This window comes from Kluyvera sp. STS39-E, assembly GCF_040932435.1.
GTDB lineage: Bacteria > Pseudomonadota > Gammaproteobacteria > Enterobacterales > Enterobacteriaceae > Kluyvera.
In genome coordinates this window covers 103,934-126,786 of the sequence record NZ_JBFQGA010000007.1, presented here as the reverse complement: position 1 = coordinate 126,786, position 22,853 = coordinate 103,934, and the positions used below count along the sequence as shown (strand labels likewise).

Annotated in this window: 20 protein-coding genes; 7 read left to right on the top strand and 13 right to left on the bottom strand. The window is 53.6% G+C overall.

The window, feature by feature from the left end:
- Positions 1–24 precede the first annotated feature (24 nt).
- Entirely contained in the window at positions 25–414 is a 390-nt protein-coding gene (gene mutT / locus AB4K05_RS16730; RefSeq protein ID WP_368481072.1) for an 8-oxo-dGTP diphosphatase MutT, read from the top strand.
- 85 nt (positions 415–499) lie between these two features.
- Here mutT and yacG read toward each other — a convergent pair whose 3' ends face one another.
- Genes yacG through coaE form a run of 3 tightly spaced genes read right to left on the bottom strand, consistent with a single transcriptional unit; the run spans position 500 to position 2,067 of the window.
- Positions 500–694: a DNA gyrase inhibitor YacG gene (yacG, locus tag AB4K05_RS16725; protein ID WP_368481071.1), complete on the bottom strand. Its 195-nt coding sequence runs from the start codon at positions 692–694 to the stop codon at positions 500–502.
- A gap of 9 nt (positions 695–703) precedes the next feature.
- Complete coding sequence (gene zapD, locus AB4K05_RS16720) at positions 704–1,447, bottom strand: cell division protein ZapD (protein ID WP_368481070.1); 744 nt, start codon at positions 1,445–1,447, stop codon at positions 704–706.
- Complete coding sequence (coaE, locus tag AB4K05_RS16715) at positions 1,447–2,067, bottom strand: dephospho-CoA kinase (protein ID WP_368481069.1); 621 nt, start codon at positions 2,065–2,067, stop codon at positions 1,447–1,449. Before coaE ends, zapD begins: the two co-directional genes overlap by 1 nt.
- Before the next feature lie 225 nt (positions 2,068–2,292).
- On the opposite strand from coaE, the gene AB4K05_RS16710 reads away from it, so the two are divergent.
- Complete coding sequence (locus tag AB4K05_RS16710) at positions 2,293–3,336, top strand: GMP reductase (RefSeq protein ID WP_368481068.1); 1,044 nt, start codon at positions 2,293–2,295, stop codon at positions 3,334–3,336.
- Positions 3,337–3,371: 35 nt separating this feature from the next.
- Here AB4K05_RS16710 and hofC read toward each other — a convergent pair whose 3' ends face one another.
- From hofC to nadC, 4 genes are all read right to left on the bottom strand, one after another.
- Positions 3,372–4,571: a protein transport protein HofC gene (gene hofC, locus AB4K05_RS16705; protein WP_368481067.1), complete on the bottom strand. Its 1,200-nt coding sequence runs from the start codon at positions 4,569–4,571 to the stop codon at positions 3,372–3,374.
- The gene (gene gspE, locus AB4K05_RS16700) at positions 4,564–5,949 is read right to left on the bottom strand and encodes a type II secretion system protein GspE (RefSeq protein ID WP_368481066.1); all 1,386 of its coding nucleotides are present in this window, start codon (positions 5,947–5,949) and stop codon (positions 4,564–4,566) included. Before gspE ends, hofC begins: the two co-directional genes overlap by 8 nt.
- Positions 5,950–5,964: 15 nt before the next feature.
- Complete coding sequence (gene ppdD, locus AB4K05_RS16695) at positions 5,965–6,402, bottom strand: prepilin peptidase-dependent pilin (RefSeq protein WP_368481065.1); 438 nt, start codon at positions 6,400–6,402, stop codon at positions 5,965–5,967.
- A gap of 185 nt (positions 6,403–6,587) precedes the next feature.
- Positions 6,588–7,481: a carboxylating nicotinate-nucleotide diphosphorylase gene (gene nadC / locus AB4K05_RS16690; RefSeq protein ID WP_368481064.1), complete on the bottom strand. Its 894-nt coding sequence runs from the start codon at positions 7,479–7,481 to the stop codon at positions 6,588–6,590.
- 87 nt (positions 7,482–7,568) lie between these two features.
- Here nadC and ampD point away from each other — a divergent pair, with 87 nt between their 5' ends.
- Positions 7,569–8,132 carry a 1,6-anhydro-N-acetylmuramyl-L-alanine amidase AmpD gene (ampD, locus tag AB4K05_RS16685; RefSeq protein WP_368481063.1) on the top strand — a complete coding sequence of 188 codons (564 nt, stop codon included), beginning with the start codon at positions 7,569–7,571 and terminating at the stop codon, positions 8,130–8,132.
- On the top strand, positions 8,129–8,983 hold the full coding sequence (gene ampE, locus AB4K05_RS16680) for a beta-lactamase regulator AmpE (RefSeq protein ID WP_368481062.1): 855 nt from the start codon (positions 8,129–8,131) through the stop codon (positions 8,981–8,983). The genes ampD and ampE overlap by 4 nt, the downstream gene beginning before the upstream one ends.
- A gap of 87 nt (positions 8,984–9,070) precedes the next feature.
- Here the strand turns inward: ampE and AB4K05_RS16675 are convergent, their stop codons facing one another.
- The 6 genes from AB4K05_RS16675 to aroP form a co-directional block, all read right to left on the bottom strand.
- On the bottom strand, positions 9,071–10,021 hold the full coding sequence (locus AB4K05_RS16675; protein WP_368481061.1) for a family 43 glycosylhydrolase: 951 nt from the start codon (positions 10,019–10,021) through the stop codon (positions 9,071–9,073).
- Complete coding sequence (locus tag AB4K05_RS16670; protein WP_368481060.1) at positions 10,021–11,430, bottom strand: glycoside-pentoside-hexuronide (GPH):cation symporter; 1,410 nt, start codon at positions 11,428–11,430, stop codon at positions 10,021–10,023. Before AB4K05_RS16670 ends, AB4K05_RS16675 begins: the two co-directional genes overlap by 1 nt.
- Positions 11,431–11,595: 165 nt before the next feature.
- Positions 11,596–12,963: a PTS transporter subunit EIIC gene (locus tag AB4K05_RS16665; RefSeq protein WP_368481059.1), complete on the bottom strand. Its 1,368-nt coding sequence runs from the start codon at positions 12,961–12,963 to the stop codon at positions 11,596–11,598.
- Between the two features lie 41 nt (positions 12,964–13,004).
- Positions 13,005–14,075, bottom strand: coding sequence for an SIS domain-containing protein (locus AB4K05_RS16660; protein WP_368481058.1), 1,071 nt, complete (start codon positions 14,073–14,075; stop codon positions 13,005–13,007).
- A gap of 141 nt (positions 14,076–14,216) precedes the next feature.
- Positions 14,217–15,257 carry a LacI family DNA-binding transcriptional regulator gene (locus AB4K05_RS16655; protein WP_368481057.1) on the bottom strand — a complete coding sequence of 347 codons (1,041 nt, stop codon included), beginning with the start codon at positions 15,255–15,257 and terminating at the stop codon, positions 14,217–14,219.
- Between the two features lie 105 nt (positions 15,258–15,362).
- Positions 15,363–16,733 (bottom strand): aromatic amino acid transporter AroP, encoded by a 1,371-nt coding sequence (gene aroP / locus AB4K05_RS16650; protein WP_368481056.1) that lies wholly within the window; start codon positions 16,731–16,733, stop codon positions 15,363–15,365.
- Positions 16,734–17,271: 538 nt separating this feature from the next.
- Between aroP and pdhR the strand changes: the two genes are divergently transcribed.
- The 3 genes from pdhR to aceF all read left to right on the top strand — a co-directional run bounded on the left by pdhR (position 17,272) and on the right by aceF (position 22,762).
- Positions 17,272–18,036, top strand: coding sequence for a pyruvate dehydrogenase complex transcriptional repressor PdhR (gene pdhR / locus AB4K05_RS16645; protein ID WP_368481055.1), 765 nt, complete (start codon positions 17,272–17,274; stop codon positions 18,034–18,036).
- Between the two features lie 161 nt (positions 18,037–18,197).
- Complete coding sequence (aceE, locus tag AB4K05_RS16640; protein ID WP_368481054.1) at positions 18,198–20,861, top strand: pyruvate dehydrogenase (acetyl-transferring), homodimeric type; 2,664 nt, start codon at positions 18,198–18,200, stop codon at positions 20,859–20,861.
- 14 nt (positions 20,862–20,875) lie between these two features.
- Entirely contained in the window at positions 20,876–22,762 is a 1,887-nt protein-coding gene (gene aceF, locus AB4K05_RS16635; RefSeq protein WP_368481053.1) for a pyruvate dehydrogenase complex dihydrolipoyllysine-residue acetyltransferase, read from the top strand.
- The last annotated feature ends 91 nt before the right edge of the window (positions 22,763–22,853 follow it).

Here is a 22,853-nt window from a genome sequence, read left to right as displayed (position 1 = left end):
CGCCTTTTTTATGGGTATAACATAATGAAAAAACTGCAAATATCTGTCGGTATCATTCGCAATGCGGCAGGGGAAATTTATATCACCCAGCGCGCTGCCGACGCGCACCAGGCGAATAAGTGGGAGTTTCCCGGCGGTAAGATTGAAGCGGAAGAATCGGCTGAACAGGCGGTGATCCGCGAACTGCAGGAAGAGGTGGGTATTGTCGTCACGTCACTACAGCAGTTTGATAAGCTGGAATATCAGTTCCCCGATCGTCACATCACTTTATGGTTCTGGCTCGTTGACGGCTGGGAAGGTGAGCCGTGGGGGAAAGAAGGGCAACCGGGACGTTGGGTTGCGCAACAGGATTTAGTCGCGGATGAATTTCCGGCTGCGAACGTACCGGTGATTGAGAAATTAATTATCGGCTAATTGCGCTGGCAGGCCTGATAAGCGAAGCGCCATCAGGCGCAAGTGAAACCGCCGGAGAGCGGTTTCACTTTATCCGGCCTACCGATTATTGCTGCTCTTCGCTCCAGCCATCGCTGTCGGAGAGGTCACTGCTGCTTGGGATGCGTTTTTCTTCCGCCGCCCACTCGCCCAGATCAATTAACTGGCAACGCTTAGAGCAGAATGGTCGAAAAGGACTTTGCTCGCCCCAGATAACCGGTTTGTTGCAGGTTGGGCAATTTACCATCGTGATGTCAGACATTATCGCTCCTTAGCAGCATGCCAGTTCAAAATCGAGACGCTCAGGAACGACGCCGTGTTCGCTATCCAGCGGCATAAAGCGAATGGCAAAGCGGCTCTTGTGGCCGGAAATTTGCGGATACAGCTGGGATACCTGTTCAAGCTTAAGACGCAGCAGGTCTGCATCGTCGCCGTTGTCCTGATAGAAGCCATTAAGACTGGTTTGCTTGCGGAATTGTGCAGAGTTACGAACCAGATCCAGGATCAGAGTTAGAGCCTGATTCAGTGGCTCAAGGCTTGTCAGCCAAGATTCCACCTGCGCATCGCGCTGGTGCTGTTTGGCATGCAGCCATATGTGCAGAGTCGGTAGATCAAAGCTGCAGCAGCCGCCGGGAATACTCAGGCGCTGGCGTACTAGCGCAATCAGGCGATCTTCACGTAGAAATTGCCCGATACGCGGTGCGGCCATTAAGCAGCTGCTGCTGTTTTTTAACTGCTGGCGTAACGCATCAATGCGGCTCAGGTCAACGCCCGGCACTTCGCTCCATGCATTTAGTTTACGCTGCTGGCGTTCCAGCTCTTTGAGGAGTTCAGTGCGGATGTCACCGCGCTCGAACACATCCAGTAAATCCCCGACATTACGAAAAAAATGCAGTGCGCTGGCGTGATCCCTGATAGGTAAATTGGCATTCAATTGCTCTGTCAGAAATTCAATACGCAGCCAGGTACGCATTTTTTCATTCAAGGGATGCTCGAATAGGATGTGGGTGTGCATTACGATTTTTCCTGTGAGACAGCCTGCGCTGCGAGCTGAAGATAGCGCGCGTGAAGGCGAGCGACATCCGATGCGATAGCATCTGGTGTGCCGTTGTTATTAATGACGTCATCCGCTACCGCTAGGCGCTCTTCACGCGTGGCTTGGGCGGCAAGAATATTTTCCGCATGCTCTCGTGATACATGGTCACGTTGCATGGTTCGATGGAGTTGGGTTTCGCGCGTAACATCGACGACCAGCACGCGATCGGCCCGAGTATAGAGCTTATTTTCCACCAGCAGTGGAACGACCCAGAGCACATAAGGCGAGGTAGCCTGCTGAAACTGGCGCCGCGTTTCCTGCTGAATTAAAGGGTGTAATAGGGCGTTTAGCCAAGCCTTGTCTTCAGGGTGAGCAAAAATACGCTCACGCAAAACCCGTCGGTTAAGTTCACCCTCTGCAGTCAGCATGTGAGGACCAAAAAATTCTGCTATTGCGGCAAGCGCTGGCGTACCCGGTTCGACAACCTGGCGGGCGAGAATATCTGCATCAATAACGTTAATTCCTAGGCGAAAAAATGCATCTGCGACCGTGCTCTTACCGCTGCCGATGCCGCCCGTTAACGCTACTGTGTAAGTCATACCGCTTTGCCCTGAAATTTTAGTATGAAAATCATTTGGTTAATAAACCTGCGACCCACAACGAAGATATCAATGTTGCACGGTACTATTCGCCAGGTAAATTTATGGGATTGTAGCTTAAAAAAAGTGAAAATCGCAGTCTTGCGAAGCCCTGATTAGTGCGTATGATTGCATTACTGGAGTTGTGCTCTCAAATTCATTGCCATTAACCCCAGGAATCCGCACATGCGTATCGAAGAAGATCTGAAGTTAGGTTTCAAAGACGTTCTTATCCGCCCTAAACGCTCTACTCTTAAAAGTCGTTCCGACGTTGAACTGGAACGCGACTTCACCTTTAAACATTCTGGACAACGCTGGTCTGGCGTGCCGATTATCGCAGCAAATATGGATTCCGTTGGTACCTTTGGGATGGCAAAAGTCTTGTCTTCTTTTGGTATTCTGACCGCCGTACACAAACACTACACCGTTGAAGAGTGGCAGGCGTTTGTACAGGCTGAGTCTGCTGAAGTGCTCAAGCATGTGATGGTTTCTACGGGGACCTCTGACGCTGATTTTGAAAAAACGCAGCAGATCCTTAAATTGAGCCCGGGACTGACCTTCGTTTGTATTGATGTGGCAAATGGTTACTCCGAGCACTTCGTTCAGTTCGTGGCGAAAGCCCGTGCAGCATGGCCGACCAAGACTATCTGTGCAGGTAACGTCGTCACCGGTGAAATGTGCGAAGAGCTGATTCTTTCCGGCGCTGATATCGTTAAAGTCGGTATTGGCCCTGGCTCCGTGTGCACCACCCGTGTAAAAACCGGCGTCGGTTACCCTCAACTTTCTGCTGTTATCGAGTGCGCTGATGCTGCACACGGCCTTGGCGGTCAGATCGTCAGCGACGGTGGCTGCACCATGCCGGGCGATGTGGCAAAAGCCTTTGGCGGCGGCGCTGATTTTGTCATGCTGGGCGGGATGCTGGCCGGTCACGACGAGAGCGGCGGCAAAGTGGTTGAAGAGAACGGCGAGAAATTCATGCTGTTCTACGGCATGAGCTCTGAATCTGCGATGAACCGTCACGTTGGCGGCGTTGCTCAGTACCGTGCAGCTGAAGGTAAAACCGTTAAGCTACCGCTGCGTGGCCCGGTCGAATTCACCGCGCGCGATATCCTTGGCGGCCTGCGTTCGGCGTGTACCTATGTCGGTGCATCGCGTCTGAAAGAACTGACCAAGCGTACGACCTTTATCCGGGTGCAGGAACAAGAGAACCGCGTGTTCAACAGCCTGTAATCCTCTGCCTAGCGCTGGTGCCTTTTGCGCCAGCGCTATCCCATTCCGCTAATGGCATCTCCCAGATGAAAAATGGGCAGATACATTGCGACGACTAGCGTGCCAATAATTAATCCCGTCACAATCAGCAGCGCAGGCTCTAACAGCGAGGTTAGGTTCTCCGCCAGATTTTGCGTGTTTTCATCGTGATGATGCGCAAGGTTATCCAGCATTTCATCCAGCGCGCCGGACGCCTCCCCGGTTCTGACCAACTGCAAACAAAGCGGCGTGAACACCTGACTTTTTTCCATGGCCTGCCAAATGGTGCTGCCTTGGGCGATATCGTGATGAAGCGTCACGATGGCCTCCCGCCACCACGGACAGGTGAGCGTGATTTCGACCGCCTCCAGTCCCTGCAAAAAAGCGATGCCCGCACGTTGGGTCAGCGCTAGCACGGTAAAAATCTGGCTGAGTTTCTGCCCACGAGCGAGCTTTCCTATCACCGGCAGCGATAGGAGAATTTGTTGGCGTGTGCGCTGCCAAGAACGGTTATTTTTTAGCAGCATGCTGAGGGCGGCAGGAAGCAGCGGCAGCATCAGTAGCGCAATGGACCACCGCTCAACGAAAGCCGCCATCGCCATCACGGCAAGCGTCAGCGTGGGCAATGGCGTGTTAAACGTGCAGTATATCGCCGTGAACTCCGGCAGGACAAAGCCGGTCATGGCTGCGACCACGAGTGCGGCGAGTGCCAAGATAATCATCGGATAGCGCAGGGCTTTTTTTACCTTGGCAGCCAGTAGAAGCTGTGCTTTTTGCTGGCGAACGAGCTCAAGACAGCACTGCTCTAACTTACCGGTCACTTCACCGGTATGGATCATTGCAAGATACAGCGGTGGAAAGGCCTGCGGCCATTGTTGCAGCGCCTCTGAAAGTGAAACTCCCTGCGCTAACCGATTCGCCAGCGAGTCCAGTAACGCTCGCCATTGCGCGATGGGATGCTGCTGGGATAGGAGCATTAGACTATCAGATAGCGTCAGCCCGGCCTGTAGCAACGTGGCTATTTGGCTGATAACCATGCAGCTGTGCTGTGCGCGCCACAGTGAGGGGTTAACCTGACGGCGCTTTAGTTTCACCACCGTAATGCGCTGTTGCTGCAACGTTATCAGCACCGCGGGACGATGACTGGCCCAGATTGCACCGTTTAGCCTCTCGCCGTTGGCATTAAGCCCTTGCCAGTACCAGAGATGTTCACGCATCGTGCGGGATCCCAAGAACGCGAAGCAGCTCTTCTTGAGTCGTCAACCCCTGCTCGACGGCAAGGCAGCCGCTCTCAAACAGCGTACACATCCCGTCCTGCCGGGCATGGCGCAGCAATTCGGTCGGATCGGTGCCATGGGCGATGGCTTGCCGCAGCACTGGCGTTAACGGTAGGACCTCAAAGAGAGCAAGTCGACCCTGATAGCCGTGGTAGCAGTGTGAACACCCAGGCGTTGTCCAATGCGGGAGCGTTCGTGGCCACAGCGAAAGCGGCAAGGGTGGATGGCCCTGAGCTTTGACCCGGCAGTGAGGACATAGCTTACGCACCAGCCGCTGCGCGACCACCATCAGCAGGGCTGAAGAGACCATCCATCGGGCTACGCCCATTTGTTCGAGACGCACCAGCGTTTCTACCGTGGAATTTGTATGCAGGGTTGAGATCACCAGATGCCCCGTTTGCGCCGCCTTAATGGCTATCTCGGCGGTTTCGCTATCGCGGATTTCGCCGACCATCACAATATCCGGGTCTTGCCTTAACAAAGAGCGCAACACGCTTTGAAAGGTCAGCCCCGCGCGGACGCTAACCTGCGTCTGGTTGAGGCCATCGAGCGGGATCTCAATGGGGTCTTCAACGCTGCAGATATTCACATCGCTGCCGTTACGACTTTGCAGTGCGCTGTAAAGCGTGACTGTTTTTCCGCTGCCCGTTGGACCGGTAACCAGAATCAGTCCTTGGGGTTGATTGAGCGCCGACTGGAACTGTGCCAATGCTGCAGATGACATGCCCAAATACTGAAGATTCAGCGCCTGTTCGACTTTATGCAGTAGACGCAGGACCACTTTCTCGCCGTAGCGACAGGGCAGCGTGGCAATGCGAAAGGAGAGAGGCGTGCTGTTGACTTCCACCGTAAATTGCCCGTCCTGGGGAAGTCGGCGCTCGGCAATGTCTAGGCTACCCAGTACCTTCAATCTGGCAATCAATGACCCCATTATCAGCGGTGAGACGGTTGACTGCTGATGTAACACGCCGTCCACGCGTAGCCGTATGCGCAGGTGATGTTCAGTGGGTTCAAAATGGATATCAGATGCACGCTGTAAGAGGGCTTGCCGAAACAAGTGGTTCAGCAAATCTACCGGATTATTGTGTTCTTCATTGCTAATAGGACGGCTCACGCCGCTGTTTTTTTGCCGATAGTTATCCATTCTGTTTTGATCCCAACACTCAATATCTACCCGTTTTTGTGTCGCAAAGCGCAGGGACTCCATAAGCTCGGCGGGCGGCGTGCCAACCACCGCGATGCTGAGCTCTTCCTCGCCGTTTGAAAGCAGCGCCGCATGATGCCGCTGGCACAGGGTGAGCAATTGTTCGTGCTTCATTGATGGCTCCTTGCCTTATTCGGCATCAAAGCGGAATACGTCTTCACAGGCCTGCTGTAACGCGCTGTCGTTCTGAATACCGCAGGTGCGCTGCCAGCCAGTGATGCCGTTAGCATTGTCCCAGCCGGGGACGAGTGTGACGGTTAGCCCATTCAGGCTCTCTTGGCCCGTGAGTGTGACGGTGCCGCTTGCGATGCTCATACCGGAGACGTAGCGAGTGGTGGTCGGTGCCGGAATACCGTTGCTGCTGGCGTTGCAGTTATCAATGCCGCCTTTGTCGAGTGCGCATAGCTCAATGGCGGTGCGGTAGGGCACAAAGGTTTGCAGCATATCGGTCAATGCCGCTTTGCGTAGGTAGTTTTGGTAGGCCGGAATGCCGATGGCGCTGAGGATGGCGATAATGCCAATGACGACCATCAGTTCGATGAGGGTGAAGCCTTTTTGTTTTTCCATGATCTGCTCCTTGCTGAGTCTGGCGCCACTGTGTCAAAGCGCAGAGAGACCGACGAGGGGCAAAAATGAATTCAGGAAGCGGCATTCCAAGATGAATTATCACGCTTGCAATACGACATAAAAATGGGGAAGCGGTGTCGAAAAAAATGCCCTCCGAGAGGAGGGCATGAGAAAGGGATCAGCGGTTAACGAAAGCGCATTGAGAGGTCGAGTGCGCGAACGTGTTTGGTGAGTGCACCGACGGAGATAAAGTCGACGCCGGTTTCTGCAAACTCGCGTAGGGTGTCGATGGTGACGTTCCCGGAGACTTCCAACTGCGCCTGGCCTTGGGTAATTTTGACCGCTTCGCGCATCTGGTCGGTGTCGAAGTTATCGAGCATGATGATATCCGCACCGGCTTTCAGCGCTTCTTCCAGTTCTCTCAGACTTTCGACTTCCACTTCCACCGGCACATCAGGGTGCAGCCAGAAGGCTTTTTCCACGGCCTGGCGCACGGAACCGGAGGCAATGATGTGGTTTTCCTTAATCAGGAAGGCGTCGGAAAGCCCCAGACGATGGTTCGCGCCGCCGCCGCACAGGACGGCATATTTCAGCGCCGTGCGCAGACCCGGAAGCGTTTTGCGGGTATCCAGCAGCTGCGTTTTGGTGCCTTCCAGCAGGTTGACGTATTGACGTACCACGCTGGCAACGCCGGAGAGCGTCTGGACAAAATTGAGCGCAGTGCGTTCGCCTGTCAGCAGCACGCGGGATGGGCCGACAATCTCAAATAGCGGTTGGTTAGCGGTAACGACATCGCCGTCAGCCACGTGCCAAGTCAGGGTGACATCATCACCGGCCAGTTGGATAAAGACTTCTTCAACCCAACGCTTACCGCAAAAAACGCCGTCTTCACGAGTGATAACGACCGCATGCGAGCGGCTGTCTTCCGGTAAGAGTTGGGCGGTAATATCGTTATGGGCATCAACTTCACCACCGAGATCTTCACTCAGCGCATGAGCAACAGCGTTAGGGATGTCGAGGTTGATACGTTCTAGCAGCGCGTCACGTCGATGGTCTGAGTTATAGCGGCGAGGCGGCATGATTAAGCTCCAAAATGGTAACGATGCGAAAGATTGAAACATGCTACTCTGAACCGAATAGCATAACCACTCATAAGGAGATCCCCAATGCAGTTAGATAAGGGTTGGCTGGTGGGCGTACGCCATGTGCCGTCGCCCCATCACGATTGCCGCCCAGAGGATGAAATCCCCTCACTGCTGGTTGTGCACAACATTAGCCTGCCGCCGGGTCAGTTCGGCGGCCCTTGGATAGACGCGCTGTTTACCGGAACGCTTGATCCTAACGCCGATCCTTTCTTTGCCGAGATTGTTCATCTCAGGGTTTCCGCTCACTGCCTGATCCGCCGTGATGGTGAAATTGTGCAGTATGTTCCTTTTGATAAACGCGCCTGGCATGCGGGCGTATCGAGCTATCACGGTCGTGAACGCTGCAATGATTTTTCCATTGGTATCGAACTGGAAGGCACCGACACGCTGGCCTATACCGATGCGCAGTATCAGCAGTTGGCGGCACTAACCCAACTGTTAATGAGTGAATACCCGTTGATAACTCACAATATAACCGGCCACTGTGATATCGCGCCCGTGCGCAAAACCGATCCCGGCCCGGCCTTTGATTGGGACCGTTTTCGTGCGCTGATCACCCCTTCGTCAAATAAGGAGATGACATGACGTTGTTTACCACGCTTCTGGTGTTGTTTGCTGAACGCCTATTTAAACTGGGTGAGCACTGGCAGCTTGACCATCGGCTAGAGACGCTGTTTCGGCGGGTGAAGCACTACTCGCTTGCCGGTACCCTAGTGATGACCATTGTGGCGATGGCCGTAGTCGGTATTATTCAGCGGGCGCTGAGTGGCATATTGTTCAATGTGCCGTCGTTAATTTTCTGGATCCTACTGGGGCTGCTGTGTATAGGGGCAGGCCGTGTGCGTCTTCATTACCACGCTTATTTGAAAGCGGCTTCACGCAATGATGCGCACGCCCGTGATGCCATGGCGAGCGAGCTGACGATGATCCATGGTGTCCCCGCGGGTTGCGACGAGCGCGAGTATTTACGTGAACTGCAAAACGCGCTGCTGTGGATCAACTATCGTTTCTACCTCGCACCTCTGTTCTGGTTTGTGGTTGGCGGTTCGTGGGGCCCCGTCGCGTTGATGGGATACGCGTTCCTGCGCGCCTGGCAGTCCTGGCTGGCGCGTTACCAAACGCCGCACCAGCGCTTGCAGTCGGGTATTGATGCCATCCTGCACGTGGTTGATTGGATTCCGGTACGTTTGGTGGGCGTGGTGTACGCATTGGTTGGTCATGGCGAGAAAGCGCTTCCTGCGTGGTTTGCTTCACTGGGCGATCGCCATTCCTCGCAGTATCAGGTGCTGACCACGCTCGCTCAGTACTCCCTGGTGCGAGAGCCGCACGTCGATAAAGTGGAGACGCCGAAGGCGGCGGTGTCGATGGCGAAGAAGACGTCTTATGCGGTGGTGGTGGTGATGGCGCTGCTGACCATTTACGGGACGTTGGTGTAGTTGTTTGCCGGATGGCATTGCGCTTATCCGGCTTACTATCATGCGGTTTTTGTAGGCCCGGTAAGCGAAGCGCCACCGGGCAACGGCTCAGAGAGTATCCGCAGGCGGTATACCGAAGTCCGGCATACCGTCTTCCTTCCAGCGCACCGTTTTCAAACGCGTATGCCGATTCGGGTCATACAGCGGATCGCCTTCAATCTCTGTGTAGTTTCTCGCGTGATAGACCAGCACATCGTCACCGTCCGCCGTTTGGGTAAAGCTATTATGGCCCGGCCCGTACTGACGGTTTTCGTAGCTGGTGGTAAACACCGGCACCGGTGATTTATGCCAGTTTTCAGGTCGGGTCATATCGGCATCTTTATCGATCCACAGCAATCCCATGCAGTAGTTTTCATCGGTGGCGCTGGCGGAGTAACTGATAAATAACCGATTACCGTGGCTGACGACGGCTGGCCCTTCGTTCACCAGAAAGCCCCGGCATTCCCAATCAAACTCCGGTTTGCTTAGCATCACTGGCTCGCCTTTAATGGTCCACGGATTTTCAAGCTCTGCCAGATAGATATTAGAGTTACCGGCTATCTCCGGAGATTTCTGCGCCCACAGATACCACTGTTTTCCTTGGTGATGGAAGGTGGTGGCATCAAGGCAGAAGGTATCAAACGGCGTCTTCACCTGGCCTTTTTCGACCCACTTGCCGGTTAACGGCGACGCATCGCTGCACTCGAGGGCAAACATACGGTGTTGGAACATTCCTTGCGCATCCAGCGCGTGGGTGTGCGCCGCGGCGAAGTAGATGTACCATTTGCCGTCGATGTGATGCAGCTCTGGTGCCCAAATCAGGTTTCCCATCGGGCCGTCGTTCGGTTTACGCCACACCACAATCGGTTGTGCATCGCGCAAGCCATCGATATCGGCTGCGTGGCGGATCTCCAGCCGGTCGTATTCCGGCACGGAGGCGATAAAGTAGTACTCTCCCTGGTGGCGCAGAATAAAGGGATCGGCACGTTGTTCAATAAAAGGGTTGGGCCAATTCTTCATCAGACTTTCCTTGCGTGTTCAGTCGTTTGCAGTTCTTGCTGGTATTCGTTCAACTCACGGTAATTGGTGCGGCGTTTCTCGAGATCTTCCTGAATCTGTTTCATCAAATTGCGGTCAACTTTGAGCATGCGCACGACGCCTGCAGTGATCAGATAACCTACGCCAGGAATTATCGTAAACAGCAGCATAATGCCGTTGAGGGTGGTTTCGCTTTGCGCCTTCGCCCCGGCATCGTAACCGTACCAAGACAGCAGGAAGCCGACCATCGCCCCGGCAACCGCCAGTCCCACTTTCAGGAAGAATAGGTTACCGGAGAAGCTGATCCCGGTGATACGTTTGCCTGTTTTCCACTCGCCGTAGTCGTCGACGTCGGCCATCAGCGACCAGTGCAGCGGGGACGGGATCTGATGCAGGATGTTCAGCAGGAAGTAGAGCACGACAATCAGCATCGTGGCGTGTGGGTCGAAGAAATAGAAGGCGATGGAGAAGATAGCCAGCGCGATGTTGGTCCAGAAGAAGACCTTCAGCTTACACCAGCGGTCGGTGAGGACTTTTGCCAGCATGCTGCCAATCATCATGCCGATAACCCCAAGGCTAATAAAGAGAGTCGCGAAGTGGGTGCTTTCGCCCATCACCCACGTCACGTAATACATAGTGGCGGCCATGCGGATGAAGCCTGGGCAGACGTTGCACAGGGTCAGCAGCAGAATGCGCACCCACTGGTCGTTTTTCCAGACATCTTTTAAATCCTGCTTGAGTTCATCGTTGGTCTGCACCGCCGGGCGTACGCGTTCACGTACGGTGGCGAAGCAGAACAGGAACATGCACATGCCGATAAAGGCCAGCACGGTCATCGCCATCTGATAGCCTTTCGCTTTATCTTCACCGCCGAACCAGTCGGCCATCGGCAGCAGGGTCAGCGACAGCAGCAGGGTCGCGATACCAACCAGCACGAAGCGGTAGGATTGACAGGCGACGCGCTCTTTCGGGTCGTTAGTGATGACGCTGCCGAGGGAGCAATACGGAATGTTGATCGCGGTATAGGTGATGGAGAGCAAGAAGTAGGTGACGAACGCATAGATAACTTTGCTGCTATAGCTCCAGTCTGGCGTGGTAAACATCAGCACGCTGAAGAGGGCGTAGGGGAAGGCTATCCACAGCAGCCATGGACGAAAACGGCCATATTTGCTGCGGGTACGGTCGGCCATGGCACCCATAATCGGGTCGGTTACGGCATCGATAACGCGAACAGAGAGCAGTAACACGCCGACAAGCGCCGGTGCCAGGCCGAAAATATCGGTGTAAAAATAGTTAACGAACAGCATGATAGCGCCGAAGATGACGTTGCACCCCGCATCGCCCATGCCATAGCCAATCTTCTCTTTTACTGACAGTTTACTTGAGTTCATCGCCAGATCTCTCTTGTGTGATATGGAGAAGATTATTGGCTGTTAATTCAGGAAATGCGTAGCAGGATAACGTTGTTGATATGGATAAAGTTGCTGCTAGTGGGAAAGTGTGAAGCAGATAACAGGCCAGGGCAGCGGTTTATACCCGCTACCCTATGTGGAGAGTTAGCGAAGATCGGCGGCGGGCACCAATACGCGCGTTTTACCGTAGATAATGGTCAGAATCATCGGCACGCTGAAGGCGACGATAATGGCGAACACTTCATAGATAGCTTTGGATTCCGGTCCGCTGAACAGCCCCAGTTCAAAGACGTTAAGCACCGGCAGGAAGCTGTAGGTTTTGACCTCCAGCAGCCCGGTAATCGCGCCACCCAACGCCGCACCGATGCAGCCGAAGATAAACAGCATTCGATACTTCAGGTTAACGCCATATAGCGCAGGCTCGGTGATGCCGAAGAAGGCTGAGATAGATGCCGAAATTGCCAGCTGTTTGTCTTTAAGATTGCGGGCGATAAAGATGGCCCCAAATGCTGCGCCAAACTGCCCCATTACGGCGGACATAAACATCGCCATCACCGTATCGTAGCCGTTCACCTGCATGTTAATGAGCGCAATAGGGATAATGCCCCAGTGGACGCCGAAGACCACGAACAGCTGGCCGATCCCCGCCAGTAATGCGCCGGAGAGCATTGGGCTGAGGTTATAAAGCCAAGTATAACCATTAGCGATGCCGATGCCGATATAGTCGGCAATCGGGCCAATGACGGTAAACACCACAAACCCGCTAATAATCAGCGACAGGCAAGGCACAAACACCAGCGCTGCGATTTCCGGCACCCACTTTTTACACCAGCGTTCGACATAGCTCAGGAACCACACGGCAAAGATGGCCGGGATCACCGCACCGCCATATATTTTCAGCGGGAATGCGAGGCTGAAGATTTCGACATGGCTTGGCGTAGCGGCATCGGTCAGCGGGAAGATCATCGCGGCGGTCAGCGCCAGCGCGGTGAAGCGGCTGGTTTTGAATCGGTCGGCCGCGGTGACGGCGATAAACAGCGGCAGCATCACGAATACGCCGCTGGAAAGCGCGTTAAACACTACAAACAGCCAGGATTGGGTTGATATAAGCTCCATCGTTTGTAGCAGCACCACCAGCCCTTTCACCACCCCAACACCGGCCAGCACGCCAATGTACGGAGTGAAAATAGCGGAAAGGGTGGCCAGCAGGCGGTTGAACACAGACGCATTTTGCGTCTCAACCGATGCGCTTTCCTGCGCGCCCGGAAGCAGTTCGCTGAGTGCCGCGAAGATTTTCTCGACTTTTGGGCCGATAACTATCTGAAACTGACTGCCGTTGTTGACCAGCTTTACCACCTCAGAAATATCGTACAGCGCTTTTTCATCAACCTGCGCATCGTCTTTTAAATTCAAACGTAGGCGTGTCGCGCAGTGGGTTGCGTGGTCGATATTCTCCTGTCCGCCAACAGCGGTGAGGATCCTTTGTGCAACGGCTAAATATTGAGTCGCCATAACGAGGCACCTTTATCAGTAGGTAGGGTACAGGCTGTGGATCAGGCGTAATCGCCAGGTTTTGTTTTGCTTTTCACCGCGACGCCAAAATCGGTAAAGATCCGCTGCGGCAGGTTGTTGCCCTTCGCCTCGGCAATGTGATGGGCGAGGATCTGGAAGGGGATAACCATCAACAACGGCAGGACGGTTTCGGGTGTCTTCACATTCAACGCCAAGGTGTGCGGGTCGTTACTGGCTTCAGGGGTCACGGTATAGACGTATTGCGTGTGGCGCTGTTCGTATTCACGCAGCAGCGCGAGCCGCTCGCGGGCAACGCTCGGGATGTCGAGAAAGAACAGGCGATGCTGCGGATTAATTTCAAAGTACGGGCCGTGCATAAAGACTTCCATCTCGATGCCCTGCGAAGGCACCCGTACCGTTTCGGTAAACTTGGTCGCCATTTCCATACACACGCCGATAGCCGGGCCGTAGCCGATGCTGGTGAAGCGCGGAGACGCGGTTAACTCAGCCTGCCAGCGGCTAAAGAAGGCTTCCGTGGAATCGATGATTGAGCCAATCGCATTCACCGCTTCACGCAGAATTGCCAGCTCTTTTTGCTCGCGAGCATCGTCGATGGCGTTGACCGCGCGAGCGTGACGCAGGCCCATCAGCATTAATGTCAGGATGGTCGCCACATAGCCTTTGGTTACGTAGCCCACGCGCTCTTCGCCGATATCCAGCAGCACAAAGCGGTCAGCGGTAGTGGCCAGTTCACTGCGTGGCTTGCTGGTCACCCCAACCGTTTGCAGTGAAAAACGCGCTTTCAGCGTTTCCAGCGCGTGTAGCGTCGAGGTGCTTTCTCCGCTCTGGGAGATGGCAATCACCGTTTTGATAGCGGGATTATGTTTTTCAAAATGCTGATAGTGGAAAGGTTCAGCCAGCGTCAGGCGCACCGCGGAAAGGCTTTCGATGTAGTACTTGGCGCTGACGGCGGCGTTGGCGCTGGAGCCGGTTGCCAGCAGCAGCCACTCACTGTCGTCGTCAATGGCAGGAATATTCTGCGGGTAGTTATCCAGAATACGGGCAAGTGTCGCCTGCTCTTCGTGGATATAGGTCATCATGGTCGGTTTCATTACTGCCTCTCATTGCTAAAAACTGAAAACGTTTTCAGGAAAATATTATGAGAGAAGATGGGGCGTCAATTTCATGAACGGGGATCTGTGATTGAGATCTGAATATTTAATGCGCAGCTGGCCCGGCGGCCAGCCGGGAGATTAGGCCGATTCGCCGGTAATAAGCAGCGGGGTGATAGGGGAAACAGTGGGCAGCATATCCTGCAAAAGCATCATCATGTGCTGAATAACTTGTTGACCAATCTCATTATTTTTATGATCGACGGTTGTTATCCGCGGAATGAAATACTCACTGCCAGGGAAATACTCGCAGCTGGCGACGGCAATATCATCGGGCACCGACAGACCATTATCTTTCAGCGCACGGATGGCGCCCATCGCGACACGATCGTTAATCGCAAGGATTGCCTCGGGCAGCGGACGCCCGGATTTCAGCAGCTGCACCGCCGCTTCATAGCCGTGCTCTGGGTAGAAGTTGGTTGCAAAAATGGCAGCTTGTTGCTCATCAATACCGGCGGCTTTTAGCGTTTGCAGGAAGGTATTGACGCGCTGGCCGGTCATGTAAACGTGCGATGAACCGCCGACAAACGCGATGTCGCGATAGCCTTTTTCCAGCAGATGGCGGGTGATCATCGCCACGCAGTTGACCTGGTCACGCTCAAGGCAGGCGTAGTCATAGCGGGCGAGTTTACGTCCGACGACGATAACCGGCAGAGAGGTAATGAGCTTTTTGAGGCCTTGCAGGTAGCTATCCGGAACCTTCAGGTAGTCGATATTGCCGCCCAAAATGATGACGCCGTCGAGCTGGCTGTCGATGATAGTGCTGAAGATCTGGTCTTCGGCAATCACCTGGGTGGAGCCGGTGCGCTTATTCGCCGACTGGGTATCGAAGAGGATAATTTTGTATCCAGCCTGCAGACAGGCTTTCTCAATTTGCTCGACGAGCGTGGCGAAGTAGGGGTTAGTGATATCGGAAACCACCACGGCAAGCGTCATACTCTTGCGCGAAATCATGCTGCGCGCCATCAGATTCGGGCTGAAATGGTGCTCGTCGATGACCTTTTGGACTTTGGTTCGGGTTTTATCCGAGACCCAACTGTTGTTGTTGAGCACCCTTGAAACGGTGGCGATAGAGACGTTTGCCAGTTCAGCAATGTCTTTGATAGTGAGGTTTTTTTTCATCGGCCACCCAGGTCCTTTTGTCGACGGTAACGCTGGAATGGTACATCAGTTTGGCGGGAGGGTGAACGCTCTGTACCCAAGACGAGTACAGAGCGAGGACAGAAATTAGTGCGCTTTTACGGTTTTCACGCTTTTCTGTTTAAACATATAGCCGATGCCGAGGATGACGATCCACACCGGAATCAGCCATACAGAGATGGCCATACCCGGCGTCATCACCATGATGACCAGCACTGCCGCCATGAACACCAGGCAGACCCAGTTCCCCAACGGATAGAATATTGCCGGGAAACGCGTGGTAACGCCCTGTTGTTGTTTGGCTTTGCGGAATTTCATGTGCGCAAGGCTAATCATCGCCCAGTTGATGACCAGAGCGGAAACCACCAGCGCCATCAGCAGACCGAATGCAGATTCCGGAGCCAGATAGTTAATCAGCACGCACAGCGCGGTAACCACGGCGGAAACCAGAATGGTATTCACCGGTACGCCGCGTTTGTCGACGTTAAGCAGCGCTTTCGGCGCGTTCCCTTGTTGTGCCAGACCGAACAGCATACGGCTGTTGCAGTAAACGCAGCTGTTGTACACGGAGAGTGCTGCGGTCAGAACGACGATGTTCAGGGCGTTTGCAACAAAGGAGTCGCCCAGTTCATGGAAGATCAGCACGAACGGGCTAACGTCGGCGGTAACACGGGTCCACGGCATCAGGGAAAGCAGGATGGCCAGTGAGCCCACATAGAAAATCAGAATACGGTAGATAACCTGATTGGTGGCTTTTGGAATGCTCTGCTCTGGGTTATCCGCTTCTGCCGCGGTGATCCCGACCAGCTCCAAGCCGCCGAAGGAGAACATGATGATAGCCATCATCATCACTAGTCCGGTCCAGCCATGTGGCAGGAAGCCGCCCTGTTCCCACAGGTTACGCACGGTGGCCTGTGGCCCCGCGGTATCGCTGAACAGCAGCCACGCGCCGAACAGGATCATCGCGATAACGGCGATAACCTTGATGATGGCAAACCAGAACTCCATCTCACCGAACACTTTGACGTTGGTCAGGTTAATCGCATTGATGGCGACGAAGAAGATGGCCGCTGATGCCCAGGTTGGAATTTCCGGCCACCAGAACTGGATGTATTTACCGACCGCGGTCAGCTCAGCCATGGCAACCAGGACGTACAGCACCCAGTAGTTCCAGCCTGATGCGAAGCCTGCAAAGTTGCCCCAGTATTTATAGGCGAAGTGGCTAAAGGAGCCTGCTACCGGCTCTTCAACCACCATTTCGCCCAATTGGCGCATGATCATAAAGGCAATAAAACCGGCGATAGCGTAGCCCAGAATAATCCCTGGACCTGCCGATTGGATAACGGAGGCGCTGCCGAGAAACAGGCCTGTGCCGATAGCGCCGCCCAGAGCGATCAGCTGTATATGGCGGTTCTTAAGGCCGCGCTTAAGCTGTGCGCCTTGCTGTTGACCTTCCATTGTGAAACCTCGTGTGTGGTTATTATTGTGACGCTGTTGTGCGTATGTACTTAAGAAATTCCATTTTCCGTATTGTTTTGTTTACGAATAGCTTTTCTTAAAAAGAGGTAAGGCTCTTTCGTCATTTGCAGAATAGTGGTAAGCGCGAAGGAATGCACCTGCTTTATGAAGGGATGAAGACAGGTTGGATAAAAAGCCAACAGCTGTCACGGCGGTGTGCAAATGTTACATTAACGCCACAATGAATTATTAATCACATAAATGAATTTATATTCATTTATAGCGGAATTGAAACGCTTCAGTTTGCTTATTTTTGTTTTTATTTAGTTAATTGTACTTCTTTGTAGGTAACGTTGTTTTTTGTGCAAGGTTACAATTCTGAAACATCATTTCTGTAATGTTGTTAAAAAGTGCCGGGTTTACTGATTTCAATCAAAACCTGTATGGACAGAAGGTGAATACTTTGTTACTTTAGCGTCAAGAACATGAAATTGGTAAGACCAATTGACTTCGGGCAAATGGCTTAAGACAGGAAATCATGGCCTACAGCAAAATCCGCCAACCAAAACTCTCCGATGTGATTGAGCAGCAGCTGGAGTTTTTAATTCTTGAGGGGACATTACGCCCCGGAGAAAAACTCCCACCGGAACGCGAGCTGGCAAAACAGTTCGATGTTTCCCGTCCCTCTCTGCGTGAGGCGATTCAACGCCTCGAAGCGAAGGGCTTATTGCTGCGTCGCCAAGGTGGTGGCACTTTTGTTCAGAGCAGCCTGTGGCAGAGTTTTAGCGACCCACTGGTAGAGCTGCTCTCCGACCATCCTGAATCCCAATTTGACCTGCTTGAAACACGCCATGCGCTGGAAGGTATTGCCGCGTATTACGCTGCATTACGCAGCACGGATGAAGACAAAGTGCGTATCCGTGAACTCCACCATGCCATCGAGCTTGCCCAACAGTCTGGCGATCTTGACGGTGAATCTGATGCGGTTCTTCAGTATCAAGTTGCTGTCACCGAAGCGGCGCATAATGTGGTGTTGCTCCATCTACTAAGGTGTATGGAGCCGATGCTGGCGCAGAACGTTCGTCAAAACTTTGAATTGTTGTACGCGCGCCGCGAGATGCTGCCGCTAGTCAGCAGTCACCGTACGCGTATTTTTGAAGCGATAATCGCCGGTAAGCCTGAAGAAGCGCGTGAAGCGTCGCACAGTCACCTGGCGTTTATCGAAGAGATTCTCCTGGATCGTAGTCGTGAGGAAAGCCGTCGTGAACGCGCCTTACGCCGCCTGGAGCAACGCAAGAATTAATGATTTTTCTGGTAGAAATTTAACCAGAAGATGTTGTAAATCAAGCGCTATTTAACGCGCGGCAACTAAACGCAGAACCTGTCTTATTGTGCTCTTTCGCAAGAACACAATGGGACAGGTTCCAGATAACTCAACGTATTAGATAGATAAGGAATACCCCCATGTCAGAACGTTTACCAAATGACGTGGATCCGATCGAAACTCGCGACTGGCTACAGGCGATCGAATCGGTCATCCGTGAAGAAGGTGTTGAGCGTGCTCAGTATCTGGTCGACCAACTGCTTTCCGAAGCGCGCAAAGGCGGCGTTAAGGTAGCGGCGGGTGCAGGAGCGAGCGGTTACGTCAACACTATTGCCGTTGAAGATGAACCGGAATACCCGGGCAATCTGGAGCTGGAACGTCGTATTCGTTCTGCTATCCGCTGGAATGCCATCATGACCGTGCTGCGTGCGTCTAAAAAAGACCTCGAGCTGGGCGGCCACATGGCTTCCTTCCAGTCTTCAGCCACATTCTATGAAGTGTGCTTCAACCACTTCTTCCGCGCACGCAACGAGCAAGATGGCGGCGACCTGGTGTACTTCCAGGGTCACATCTCCCCGGGCGTATACGCACGTGCATTCTTGGAAGGCCGTCTGACCGAAGAGCAGATGAACAACTTCCGTCAGGAAGTTCACGGCAAAGGCCTGTCTTCCTATCCGCACCCGAAACTGATGCCAACCTTCTGGCAGTTCCCGACCGTTTCCATGGGTCTGGGTCCAATCGGTGCGATCTATCAGGCTAAGTTCCTGAAATATCTGGAACACCGTGGTCTGAAAGACACCTCTAAACAAACCGTTTACGCCTTCCTGGGCGATGGCGAGATGGACGAACCAGAATCCAAAGGTGCGATCACCATCGCGACCCGTGAAAAACTGGACAACCTGGTCTTCGTTATCAACTGTAACCTGCAGCGTCTGGACGGCCCGGTCACCGGTAACGGTAAGATCATTAACGAACTGGAAGGCATCTTCGCGGGCGCTGGCTGGAACGTTATCAAGGTCATCTGGGGCGGTCGTTGGGATGAGCTGCTGCGTAAAGATACCAGCGGTAAACTGATCCAACTGATGAACGAAACCGTTGACGGCGACTATCAGACCTTCAAATCCAAAGACGGCGCTTACGTTCGTGAGCACTTCTTCGGTAAATACCCAGAAACCGCTGCACTGGTTGCTGACTGGAGCGACGAGCAGATCTGGGCACTGAACCGTGGTGGTCACGATCCGAAGAAAGTCTTTGCAGCACTGAAAAAAGCACAAGATACCAAAGGCAAAGCAACCGTCATCCTGGCCCATACCATCAAAGGTTACGGCATGGGTGATACCGCTGAAGGTAAAAACATCGCTCACCAGGTTAAGAAAATGAACATGGACGGCGTACGCTACGTCCGCGATCGTTTCAATGTGCCGGTTACCGATGAGCAAGTTGAAAAACTGTCCTACATTACCTTCCCAGAAGGTTCTGAAGAACACACCTATCTGCACGCTCAGCGTCAGAAACTGCACGGTTACCTGCCGAGCCGCCAGCCGAACTTCTCTGAGAAATTAGAGATGCCAACTCTGGAAGATTTCGGCCCGCTGCTGGAAGAGCAGAACAAAGAAATTTCTACCACTATCGCGTTCGTACGTGCTCTGAACGTGATGCTGAAGAACAAGTCCATCAAAGACCGTCTGGTGCCAATCATCGCCGATGAAGCGCGTACCTTTGGTATGGAAGGTCTGTTCCGTCAGATTGGTATTTACAGCCCGAACGGCCAGCAGTACACCCCGCAGGACCGTGAGCAGGTTGCATACTACAAAGAAGACGAAAAAGGTCAGATCCTGCAGGAAGGCATCAACGAACTGGGTGCTGGCGCATCTTGGTTGGCGGCTGCGACCTCCTACAGCACCAACGATCTGCCAATGATCCCGTTCTACATCTACTACTCCATGTTCGGGTTCCAGCGTATCGGCGACCTGTGCTGGCAGGCAGGCGATCAGCAGGCTCGTGGCTTCCTGGTCGGCGGGACTTCCGGTCGTACTACCCTGAACGGTGAAGGTCTGCAGCACGAAGATGGTCACAGCCATATTCAGTCTCTGACTATCCCGAACTGTATCTCTTACGATCCGTCTTACGCGTACGAAGTTGCGGTCATCATGCATGATGGTCTGGTACGTATGTACGGTGAAGCGCAAGAGAACGTTTACTACTACATCACCACGCTGAACGAAAACTACCACATGCCGGCAATGCCAGCAGGTGCCGAGGAAGGTATCCGTAAAGGTATCTACAAACTCGAAACCGTCGCCGGTAGCAAAGGCAAAGTTCAGCTGTTGGGTTCCGGTTCTATCCTGCGTCACGTCCGTGAAGCAGCGCAGATCTTGGCGAACGACTACGGCGTGGGCTCTGACGTGTACTCCGTCACCTCCTTCACCGAACTGGCGCGTGATGGTCAAGACTGTGAGCGCTGGAACATGCTGCACCCAATGGAAACCCCGCGCGTTCCGTACATCGCTCAGGTGATGAACGACGCTCCAGCGGTAGCTTCCACTGACTACATGAAACTGTTTGCTGAGCAGGTTCGTACTTATGTACCGGCAGATGACTACCGCGTACTGGGTACCGACGGCTTTGGCCGCTCTGACAGCCGTGAAAACCTGCGTCACCACTTCGAAGTTGATGCTTCTTACGTGGTTGTAGCGGCACTGGGCGAACTGGCTAAACGTGGCGAAATCGATAAGAAAGTGGTTGCGGAAGCCATCACTAAATTCAATATCGATGCAGAAAAAGTTAACCCGCGTCTGGCGTAAGAGGTAAAAGAAACATGGCTATCGAAATCAATGTACCGGACATCGGGGCTGATGAAGTTGAAATCACCGAGATCCTGGTCAAAGTAGGCGACACCGTTTCCGCTGAACAGTCGCTGATCACCGTAGAAGGCGACAAAGCCTCTATGGAAGTTCCGTCTCCTCAGGCTGGCGTCGTTAAAGAGATCAAAGTCTCTGTCGGCGACAAAACCGAGACCGGCAAACTGATCATGATTTTCGATTCCGCCGACGGTGCAGCAGCTGCTGCACCTGCCAAGGCAGAAGAGAAGAAAGAAGCGGCTCCGGCAGCAGCACCTGCTGCGGCAGCGGCGAAAGAAGTTAACGTGCCGGACATCGGCGGTGACGAAGTTGAAGTCACTGAGATCATGGTTAAAGTTGGCGATACCGTTGCTGAAGAACAGTCCCTGATCACTGTAGAAGGCGATAAAGCCTCTATGGAAGTTCCGGCACCGTTTGCGGGCGTGGTTAAAGAGATCAAAATCAACACCGGCGACAAAGTGTCTACCGGCTCGCTGATCATGGTCTTCGAAGTAGCAGGCGCTGCGCCTGCTGCGGCACCAGCTCAGGCTGCGGCTCCTGCACCAGCAGCTGCTGGCGGCGCGAAAGACGTTAACGTTCCGGATATCGGCGGCGATGAAGTTGAAGTGACCGAAGTGATGGTGAAAGTGGGCGACAAAGTTGCCGCTGAACAGTCACTGATCACCGTCGAAGGCGACAAAGCTTCTATGGAAGTTCCGGCACCGTTCGCGGGCACCGTAAAAGAGATCAAAATCAGCACCGGCGACAAAGTGTCTACCGGCTCTCTGATCATGGTCTTCGAAGTAGAAGGCGCTGCACCTGCTGCGGCTCCGGCTGCTGCACCGGCACCTGCTGCTAGCGCACCGGCTCCAGCCGCGAAAGCTGCAGCTCCTGCTCCGGCGGCTAAAGCGGAAGGTAAATCTGAGTTCGCTGAGAACGACGCTTATGTTCACGCGACTCCGCTGATCCGCCGTCTGGCGCGCGAATTCGGTGTGAACCTGGCGAAAGTGAAAGGTTCCGGCCGTAAAGGCCGTATCCTGCGCGAAGACGTTCAGGCTTACGTGAAAGACGCTATCAAGCGTGCTGAAACTGCACCAACCGCAGCCGCTGGCGGCGGTCTGCCAGGCATGCTGCCATGGCCGAAAGTGGACTTCAGCAAGTTTGGTGAAATCGAAGAAGTGGAACTGGGTCGTATCCAGAAAATCTCTGGTGCTAACCTGAGCCGTAACTGGGTGATGATCCCGCACGTTACCCACTTCGACAAAACCGATATCACCGATCTGGAAGCGTTCCGTAAAGCTCAGAACGACGAAGCGGCTAAGCGTAAACTGGACGTGAAATTCACCCCAGTGGTCTTCATCATGAAAGCCGTTGCTGCAGCCCTTGAGCAGATGCCACGCTTCAACAGCTCCCTGTCTGAAGATGCACAGCGTCTGACGCTGAAGAAATACATCAACATCGGTGTTGCGGTTGATACGCCAAATGGTCTGGTTGTTCCAGTCTTCAAAGACGTGAACAAGAAGAGCATTACCGAGCTGTCTCGTGAACTGATGGCGATCTCTAAGAAAGCGCGTGATGGCAAGCTGACCGCGGGCGAAATGCAGGGCGGTTGCTTCACTATCTCTAGCCTCGGTGGTATCGGGACGACTCACTTCGCGCCAATCGTTAACGCGCCAGAAGTGGCTATCCTCGGTGTTTCCAAGTCTGCGATGGAGCCAGTGTGGAACGGTAAAGAGTTCACTCCGCGTCTGATGATGCCGATGTCTCTCTCCTTCGACCACCGCGTAATCGACGGTGCTGATGGTGCGCGTTTCATCACCATCATCAACAACATGTTGAGCGACATTCGCCGTCTGGTGATGTAACAAAAAAGCCGGCCTGACGGCCGGCTTTTTTCTGGTAACCTTGAGCTTGTTTCGGGTTATCAGCAACAAAGGACAAAATCGTTTGCCGTTT

Bases quoted from the DNA above. Each gene is read 5' to 3' on its own strand.
- aceF (WP_368481053.1), top strand. From the start codon at position 20,876: ATGGCTATCGAAATCAATGTACCGGACATCGGGGCTGATGAAGTTGAA.
- nadC (WP_368481064.1), bottom strand. From the start codon at position 7,481: ATGCCGCCTCGCCGCTATAACTCAGACCATCGACGTGACGCGCTGCTA.
- mutT (WP_368481072.1), top strand. From the start codon at position 25: ATGAAAAAACTGCAAATATCTGTCGGTATCATTCGCAATGCGGCAGGG.
- ampE (WP_368481062.1), top strand. From the start codon at position 8,129: ATGACGTTGTTTACCACGCTTCTGGTGTTGTTTGCTGAACGCCTATTT.
- gspE (WP_368481066.1), bottom strand. From the start codon at position 5,949: ATGAAGCACGAACAATTGCTCACCCTGTGCCAGCGGCATCATGCGGCG.
- ppdD (WP_368481065.1), bottom strand. From the start codon at position 6,402: ATGGAAAAACAAAAAGGCTTCACCCTCATCGAACTGATGGTCGTCATT.
- aroP (WP_368481056.1), bottom strand. From the start codon at position 16,733: ATGGAAGGTCAACAGCAAGGCGCACAGCTTAAGCGCGGCCTTAAGAAC.
- aceE (WP_368481054.1), top strand. From the start codon at position 18,198: ATGTCAGAACGTTTACCAAATGACGTGGATCCGATCGAAACTCGCGAC.
- AB4K05_RS16655 (WP_368481057.1), bottom strand. From the start codon at position 15,257: ATGAAAAAAAACCTCACTATCAAAGACATTGCTGAACTGGCAAACGTC.
- AB4K05_RS16660 (WP_368481058.1), bottom strand. From the start codon at position 14,075: ATGAAACCGACCATGATGACCTATATCCACGAAGAGCAGGCGACACTT.
- yacG (WP_368481071.1), bottom strand. From the start codon at position 694: ATGTCTGACATCACGATGGTAAATTGCCCAACCTGCAACAAACCGGTT.
- AB4K05_RS16710 (WP_368481068.1), top strand. From the start codon at position 2,293: ATGCGTATCGAAGAAGATCTGAAGTTAGGTTTCAAAGACGTTCTTATC.
- AB4K05_RS16665 (WP_368481059.1), bottom strand. From the start codon at position 12,963: ATGGCGACTCAATATTTAGCCGTTGCACAAAGGATCCTCACCGCTGTT.
- AB4K05_RS16670 (WP_368481060.1), bottom strand. From the start codon at position 11,430: ATGAACTCAAGTAAACTGTCAGTAAAAGAGAAGATTGGCTATGGCATG.
- zapD (WP_368481070.1), bottom strand. From the start codon at position 1,447: ATGCACACCCACATCCTATTCGAGCATCCCTTGAATGAAAAAATGCGT.
- ampD (WP_368481063.1), top strand. From the start codon at position 7,569: ATGCAGTTAGATAAGGGTTGGCTGGTGGGCGTACGCCATGTGCCGTCG.
- coaE (WP_368481069.1), bottom strand. From the start codon at position 2,067: ATGACTTACACAGTAGCGTTAACGGGCGGCATCGGCAGCGGTAAGAGC.
- hofC (WP_368481067.1), bottom strand. From the start codon at position 4,571: ATGCGTGAACATCTCTGGTACTGGCAAGGGCTTAATGCCAACGGCGAG.
- AB4K05_RS16675 (WP_368481061.1), bottom strand. From the start codon at position 10,021: ATGAAGAATTGGCCCAACCCTTTTATTGAACAACGTGCCGATCCCTTT.
- pdhR (WP_368481055.1), top strand. From the start codon at position 17,272: ATGGCCTACAGCAAAATCCGCCAACCAAAACTCTCCGATGTGATTGAG.